The sequence below is a fragment of the Clostridium sp. genome (genome assembly GCF_021443865.1).
Lineage (GTDB): Bacteria > Bacillota > Clostridia > Clostridiales > Clostridiaceae > Clostridium.
In genome coordinates, this window is the sequence record NZ_JABUTB010000076.1 from 12,197 (window position 1) to 20,611 (window position 8,415).

The 8,415-nt window shown below is 28.5% G+C and carries 6 protein-coding genes; all 6 read right to left on the reverse strand.

Going from position 1 to position 8,415, the window contains the following annotated elements; all coding sequences use genetic code 11:
* Positions 1 to 268: 268 nt before the first annotated feature.
* The 6 genes from HUJ77_RS12200 to HUJ77_RS12225 all read right to left on the reverse strand — a co-directional run bounded on the left by HUJ77_RS12200 (position 269) and on the right by HUJ77_RS12225 (position 8,236).
* Positions 269 to 919 carry a hypothetical protein gene (locus tag HUJ77_RS12200; RefSeq protein ID WP_291709013.1) on the reverse strand — a complete coding sequence of 217 codons (651 nt, stop codon included), beginning with the start codon at positions 917 to 919 and terminating at the stop codon, positions 269 to 271.
* 10 nt (positions 920 to 929) lie between these two features.
* Positions 930 to 3,077: a hydantoinase/oxoprolinase family protein gene (locus HUJ77_RS12205; RefSeq protein ID WP_291709015.1), complete on the reverse strand. Its 2,148-nt coding sequence runs from the start codon at positions 3,075 to 3,077 to the stop codon at positions 930 to 932.
* Positions 3,078 to 3,163: 86 nt separating this feature from the next.
* Positions 3,164 to 4,465 (reverse strand): transporter, encoded by a 1,302-nt coding sequence (locus tag HUJ77_RS12210; RefSeq protein ID WP_291709018.1) that lies wholly within the window; start codon positions 4,463 to 4,465, stop codon positions 3,164 to 3,166.
* Positions 4,466 to 4,618: 153 nt separating this feature from the next.
* Positions 4,619 to 5,977 carry an FAD-dependent oxidoreductase gene (locus HUJ77_RS12215; protein ID WP_291709020.1) on the reverse strand — a complete coding sequence of 453 codons (1,359 nt, stop codon included), beginning with the start codon at positions 5,975 to 5,977 and terminating at the stop codon, positions 4,619 to 4,621.
* A gap of 1 nt (position 5,978) precedes the next feature.
* On the reverse strand, positions 5,979 to 7,529 hold the full coding sequence (locus tag HUJ77_RS12220; RefSeq protein WP_291709022.1) for a DUF4127 family protein: 1,551 nt from the start codon (positions 7,527 to 7,529) through the stop codon (positions 5,979 to 5,981).
* 2 nt (positions 7,530 to 7,531) lie between these two features.
* Positions 7,532 to 8,236, reverse strand: a complete 705-nt coding sequence (locus tag HUJ77_RS12225) for a hypothetical protein (protein ID WP_291709024.1) — start codon at positions 8,234 to 8,236, stop codon at positions 7,532 to 7,534.
* Positions 8,237 to 8,415 lie beyond the last annotated feature (179 nt).

An 8,415-nucleotide genomic window follows, 5' to 3' on the forward strand; every position in this document is an offset into this window, starting at 1 on the left:
TTAGTTTTAAAGATAAAAATATAAATACTAAAAACTTAGTTAAGTATTTTCTAGAAAATAATATAAAAGTCAATGATGTAGAAAATGGACTTATGAGATTCGTTACTCATTATTGGATTACAAAGGATGATATTTATAAAATTATAGAAGTATTTAAATCATTTTTATATACAGCATAAATTGCCTAAATATAATTATAGGAAGCTATTAATTTTAGCTTCCTATAATTATATAACAATATAAAAATACAAGTATAATCAGAAATATCTTATGCAATATTATCTATATAATTTTCTTCTAATTCTTTAATGCGTTTTTTTAATTCCACTATATTAATTTTCTGATTTTCTACTAAATATATATAGTCTAGCAATTTAGGATGAAATTTTAAATTCAATATTTCTTTACAAAATGCATGAGCTGCAATTTCTCTAGTTTTTAGTATGGTATATTTTCTTTTAATAAATCCTCCTAAAATTATTTCTATTTTATCAAGCTTATAATTAGTAGCTTCATTATTGCTATATTCTAAAAAATGATAGAATTCATGTGCTAAATGAATATTATATACTTGCTTTTTAGTTATGATTAATCCATGTTTCTTTAAAGTTTCTATGATCTGCTCTATAGAATTTTTATAAATAATTATCTGTTTTTCTTCTTTATCAAAAATTATTTCTCCTCTAATATCTATATTCTTAGTACCACAACTTTCCTTGAGTAATACTACTACTCCATTCTCCTTTAAAAGCGATTCTATATCTTTGCAGTTATATTCCTTTGCTACATTTTTTCCTATTTTAATTGATTCATCTATATAATATTTAACTTTTTCCCTTGGTATCTTATAAAATAGAGAATCTTCCATAAGTTCTAATAAAGATAAGTTTTCATCCTTTAAAAAATATAAGTTTTTCATATAATCACCTCTAATTCTCTTGAGTAGCTATTATCCCAATCATTGTATCATCATCTAGTATATCAATTTCAAGATTAGTTAATGTTAATAACTGATCCTTATTAATAACTCCAGATAAATCTATAAGCTTTTGCTTAAAAATCATATATATCTTTGGAAGTTGTGCACCTGCATCTGTAAATAATGTATTTTCATCTATAAAATTATTATAATTTTTGTAAAGTTCCTTCTTTGTACAAAATAGAACTTTTCCTTTATCTTTTTGTAATCTAATTACTCCATCTTCATCAAGAATTCTAATTTTTTCTTTTTTACTAGATATAAATCCAAAAAGTTTTTTTGTAGTCTCGATACACTTAAATATTATCCATCTTCCTGTTTGTCCAACTATTTCAATATTATCCTTAGTAACTCCTGTTGAGTCACTAACTATTTTTACAAGTTCATTCTTTGACTTTTTATCAGCTCCTAATTCCTTAGTTCTAAGCTCTGTTGCTCCTGTGGCTGAAGCTCTTAGAATATTCTTTTTAGCATCTACGTCTACTGTTATTTCAACAGTGTCAGGATTTGCTCCCGATTTTACAACAGCTTCAAAAATATCCATTCTTATCTTTTTAATATCCTGTTCCGTAGGATTTATAACACTTCTTTCTATCTGTTCTCTAACTAATGCTAATGCTACTCCTATAGTAGAAATATACGGCGCATTATTAGCAATTTTATATTTTACATTCATAACTTCTGATAGATATGGCGTTACTATTGAAGCAGAACCCCCTCCACCAACAAGTTTTATTATGGATTTATTTAGTTTATACTCTGTAATTAATTCATCTACTATTTTTTTCACTTTATTTATAGCTATATCCATAACTGTTTTTGCAGCTTCTTCTACAGACATATTAACTTCTTTTGAAATTACTTCCCATGCTTTTAGTCCAGCCTCTATATTACCTCTAGCATAATCATTATTATCTACATATCCTAATATATTAGCTGCTCCTGCTAAAGTTAATGCAAAACTTTTCCCATTATCACATTTAATTGCTACATAATTGCTTTTATCCTCTGGTCTAGGAGATATATAAATTAACTCTGGATTAGATATTTCCTCTGTATCAGCAAATATTTCATATTCCTTATCTGCTATATGTGCACTTCTAGGTCCAACATCTACAATTTTATTGTTTTCTATAATAATCATGCTTCCACCAGCAACTCCTAGGGTCCTGACATCTAGAGATTTTAAATAAAGTTTATGCCCTCCAACTTGAGAATTCCTTATCATTACTTTTCCATCTTTGATTACAGAAATATCAGTAGATGTTCCTCCAACTTCAAAAAATATTCCATCAGAAACCTTTTCATACATTAAAGCCCCTGCAACTCCGGCAGCTAATCCAGACAACATTGTTAATATTGGTCTTTTTCTAACCTCATCAATAGTCATAACACCACCATCACATCTCATTATCATAAGAGGCTTTTTGATATTAGCATTTTTTACTGATGCTTCTGTCATATTTGCTGTTTCCATCATTTTAGGAATTAATGCACCATTTACTACTGAGGTCCTAGTTCTTGCTCTTAGTCCATATAATTGTGATATTTCATATCCTCCTGTTGCATACATTCCACTATTAAATGCTTCTTCTATTATAAGCTTTTCATTCTCTGGGTTATCTACAGAATAGCTTTCTGATGCTACAATAACTTCTGCTCCTTCTTCCCTAAGTTCAGCTATTGAATCTATAATTTCTTTTTCAGATAAATTTCCTGAATCTATATACCTATGCTTTGTATATAGATATTTCCCTGGAGACAGCTCAATATTTTCTACTTTTGTTTCATTTTTTGCCCTTTCACCTTCTATTCCCTTACCCATTCCAATTATTCCAACCCTTGCAACATCTCCCTCTAACAAGGCATTGGTTGCTTGGGTAGTTCCATGTGCTATAAACACTACATCATTCGGAGAAATATTATTTTCTTCTAGTACCTTTTTTATAACTTCTATAACACCTTTTGCAACTCCTTCTTTTTCATGATGAGTTGTAGGTATTTTAGCTTTTCCTATTACTTCAAAACTATTATTATCTATAACAACAGCATCTGTAAATGTTCCTCCAACATCTATTCCAATTCTCACCTTACTCATTTTCTTCCCCTCCTAATGTAAATCATTATCAAAGGTGCGTTTAATACGCACCTTTTATTTTGTAAAACACCTTTGTCTATATATTTTTAAAATATCATTACAGCTGTATATATTAATGATAAACAAGTGATTAAAACTGTATATGGTAGTGTAGATTTTAATACTGAATTAACATCTACTTTAGCAAAGTCTGCAACAATTACATTGTGAGTATTAGTTGGATCTGATATTCCTTGAACTACTCCTGTAGATCTTAATGCCATTCCAATAGCTGCTGGGCTTAGTGTTCCTGCTGCTAACATAACATTTGCTATACCAGAACCCAACCCATATAAATTAAGTGGCCCTCTATATAATGCAAGTGGAGATGCTATAGTAAATATTATTATATATGGAACTGGAGATGTAGGTAATACAGAACCTATAAGTGGTTGCATTAATTGTACTGTAGAAGTGGCTGATACTCCATTTAATAATATACCTATTCCTATCATTAATCCTATAACCCCTGCTACATCTTGTATTCCTTCAATTAGAGAACTTGTTATAATTTGCACTATTTGTGATGGTTTAGTTACTAAAATTGTATATACTACTGAAATTAATAATGAAAGTTCAGCACTAAATTTAAAGAAAAATACTAATAATATAGGTACTAATGGTGATAATAAAGCAAATATATTTACATCTTCATATGTCTTTGTTTCAAAATTACTATTTGGCATTGCCCAAGTACTTCTTACACTTTTACTTCTTACATTAATTAATATATAAGCTGCAGTCACAACAATAGATATTATTCCTAAAACTAAAGATGTTGATTTTACTAGTTCCATATCCATTCCTATTGCATCAACATAAAATTGGTAGTTAGCAACATTAAATAATCCTCCAAGACCTAATCCCATTAGGAATGAACCAGCTGCAACTGTTGGCTTTATCCCTGCTGATAGCATAAGTGGGATTACTATTGTTGCTACCATTATAACTGCTCCAGCTCCACCTAATGCTGAAAATACTACTGCACATGCAGCTGTTAAAACAAATGCAATTGTCAGAGGTTTATCTCCTGCAAGTTCTGCTGCTTTTCTAATTATAGTATTTGATACACCCTGTTTTTGAATAACCTTTGCAAACATTGCCCCAAATATTGCAGCCATCATTGTACTAGCAAGTCTAACTGAACCTCCTCCAATTACATGAGCCATCAAAGTTTGACCACCTTCTTCTTTTGGTGTCATAAATGGAACTCCTGCTATTATAGCTATTACAATTCCTAGTAGTGGTAACGCTAAAAGTGTTGGTAACTTTTTAGATATCATAAGTGCTGTTATTCCAGCAAAAACTAATAATATAAGAATAACTTGAATATTTAAAACTTCTCCCATTTTTTCATTCCCCTTTTTTAATATTTTTATAATTGCACTTTTACATTCGATAAAATTTTCGGAATTTTTATTATTTTATATAACTTTATTTTCTAATTCATGTACCAACCTCCTTGCATTGATATTTATCATAAATAGTGTCATCAAGTTGTCTTATTCGACAACTTGATTATTCTTTAGTAGCTCTTCTCTAAGTTCAAGATAGCTTAATTCTCTAAAGATTTTATTCTTTTCAAAGCAAATTCTTGCTGCAGTCCCAGCAGCTTGTCCCAAAGCCATGCAAATTGGAGAAACTCTCATAGATGCAAAAGCCTCATGAGTTGTACTTATTGCTCTTCCTGTAACTATTAAATTGTTAATTTCCTTAGGTAATAATGCTCTATATGGTATTCCATAGTAATCACCCATTTTCATTTCTTTTAAATCTAATTCCTTACCATCTGGATCATGGATATCTATTGGCCAACTTCCAAGGGCTATTGTATCTTCAAATATCCTTCTAGAAAAAATATCTTCTTCTGTTAATTGATATTCTCCAAATAACCTTCTAGATTCTCTAACACCTATTTCATCACCAGATTGAACTAAAATTGAATCTTTAAATCCTGGTATATATTTTTTCAAAAAATTATATATTTCTATTACCTGTCTTCTGCCCTCTATGGTTGCCTCAGACAAATCAAAATCTCTAACAGATATTTTATTTATAACTCTACTCATATTTATAGCAACTTCGCCTCTTCTGTTTAATTCAAAAAACAGAACTCTATCTCTATTTATTGTAAAATCACCATTTTCTGTTGCCTCTTTTATTTTTGAAAAGAATCCTGAAATTGCAATTCTTTTAGTATCATAAAGACTTTTCACATCTTCTCCTAATATAAATTCATCTCTATTACTTTCAACATAATTAATTAGTTCATCTATATTAACATTACTTACTTTAAACATCATTGTCATAGGTTGACATTTACCATCCTTTTCCCTTCCTATCTTCATTTCATTTCCAGAAAGGTAAGCTATTTCTCCATCACCAGTAGCGTCAACATAATATTTGGAACTTATTTTATATAATCCTGATCTAGTCTTTACTGTAATAGTTTTTATATCTTTTTCATTAACTTCTACATCTAAAGCTTCAGTATGATATAAAATCTCTACTCCAGCTTCTAACAAATATTCTTGTGCTACATATTTATAAACCTCTGTTTCTACAGGTGTAACAGTAGATGCTACTCCAAGAGGATCCTCAATATGTCCTATTGTTCCTCCATTTTTTTTAATTCTTTCAATAAGTTCATTTGCATATCCCATTACAATTTGCTTTTTCCCAGCATGAAAAGTCATAAGAGGTATTACTAATGCTTTTGTTGCACATCCACCTAAATACCCCCCTCTTTCTATTAGAATTACTTTATTGCCCTCTGAAACTGCTGCCTTTGCTGCAATAATACCAGATGGTCCTCCGCCTATAATTAAAATATCACAACTTTTATTTCCTTTGATTATCATATCATCTCTCCTTTTTTAAATTCACACTCACTTCACATTTAACTTCAAATGTTCTATTCCAAGGCAATATTGCCTTTACAGTAAATTCTTCTATAAACCCCTTAACTTCTAAATAATTAACTTCATTTTTATAAAAATAATCATTAATCATTATCCTTAGTTTTTCTTCAACAAATTTATCTATTCTATCTACCCTTTTTCCTATATTAAAAATACTTAAACCTTCTTTTAACACTTCATTATTTACTTCATTTCTAATATGACTCTGATACATATAATCATCAGAATATCTCTCTATTAAAAATTTTAGACTTTGTAAAGAATTATTAAAATCAATTATCCCTTTTGATATTAAAGTTGAAATTATATTTCCATGTGAAATTGTAGTACCCATTGAATTTCCTGCAGTATTCCAAGCTCCATAAGCCAGTACCTTAAGTAATAGATTTTCTTCTTTTAATCTTCTAATAAGATACTTATCTCCACCATTTGCAAAAGATAAATCAACAATTCCTACATTTTTCCCTACCTTAACATATTTTTTTATTCTTTCAACAAATTTATCAATAGTAGTGTTTTTATTGTATCTTTCTATTTTACCTTCTGCCATATCTATATATGGAATATTTGGCGTTGTCACAGCTAGTATATAATCACATTCATTATAGTCGTCTATTATTATTGCATTAGTACTCTTTAAATGTTCAATTATATTTACATTCAAAGGCCTATCTTCAAATTTGGGAATAACATTTTCTAAACTTTTATTATCAAAATCTATATAAACTTTAGGCTTGTAATTTTCTATATCGTTTACATACCTACTAAGAAGGATTTGTCCAATTTCATCGGCTCCTGGATAAACATATACTTTATCTTTTAACTTATAATTATTTATCTTTTCATGTATCCTTTCATGCTCTATTAAATGAAGTCCATATTTAGAGCAATCTTCTTGCGATAGTATTAGAAAATCAATTATTTTATCTTTTAAAAGTTCTATAGCTTCCATGTTAATTTTATGATTTCTATCTCTAGTCTTTAAATAAGTACTTAATACTTCTTTTGGTATTTCTAATTCTAATTGTTCTAAGTCTCTCTTTAATTCAATTTCATTTAATGATTCTACCTTATATCTTAATTCATTATATTTATTTATTTTATCCCACCATACTTGGCTTTCATCACTTGATACAGATATAGATAATCTCATAATATTTGAAAAGGCATATATCTTTACTTTATTATTATTCTTCTTATATTCTCTTAAATAATTTAGTATTTTCATTGCATCTTCAGCAGACTTTTTATCAGTTCTAGAAGCTATTAATCCTCCATATAAAAACATATCTAGGGATATTATTAATGCATCTCCATCTTCACAATTTAACCAGTTTACTATTGACTCTACATTTCCTTCCTTTAAAAAAAAGCCTAAGTCTTCAATTTTAGGTATTTTTATTTCCAATCCACTAAGATTAGCTAATTGAATAACTAAATCTAAATTTACTGGTCTGTCATCTAGTGGTATATATAAAACCTTATTATTCATATTTAATCCTCTTTTTTATTAAAATCATCTATAGCTTTTCTATATTTTAATGTAGCTTCATAAATTGATTCTTTTGTTTTACCAGTTACTATTGCTCCAATCATTATCCCATTCATACCAATTTGTTGTAATACTATACTCTGTTCAGGTGTTATGCTCCTTTGAGTTGGTACTACTATAGGTTTTGAAGTAGCCTTTCTAATTGATTTATACTGCAATAACTCTCTTACTGTTAATTCATTTCCGTAAGTAGATGGATCCATAATAGAACACTCTAATACATCTATAGGTAATTCATCATAAGCTTTTACATATTCTAATTTATATTCATTATCTATAGCTACCATCTTATTGATATCTTTATTAAATACTAATGGATTCATATGTTTGTCATATAACGAAATAAAATTAAAACCTTCTTTAATTATTCCATCAATTTCTGACATTGGTATTTTATCATGTCCTCCTGCAACAATTCCTATAGGTCTATCATACTTTTTACAAAGTGAAACTATCTCTTTAATATTACTTAGTTCTTCTTCTAGAGAGCCAAATTTTGTTTTGCTTGCTCTATGTTCCACATTAATGTGAATCTTTAATATATCTGCTCCTGCTGATAATGTTGCTTCAGCAAATCCTACATTATTCTCTGGAAGACTTACTATTAGAGATATCTCTTCTTTCTTCAACATATTAATCAAATTCATACTAGACTTCCTTTCTATTTTTTATTTTCTTTAATATAATTCTATCATCCAAAAAATAGTAAATCAACACTTTATGGAATATTTTTTTCATTTTATTTGAAATATTTTTTCATTTTAAATAAAGAGTCTGAAAAAATCAGACTCTTCATTCATTTATTTATTTATTTATTTATTTATTT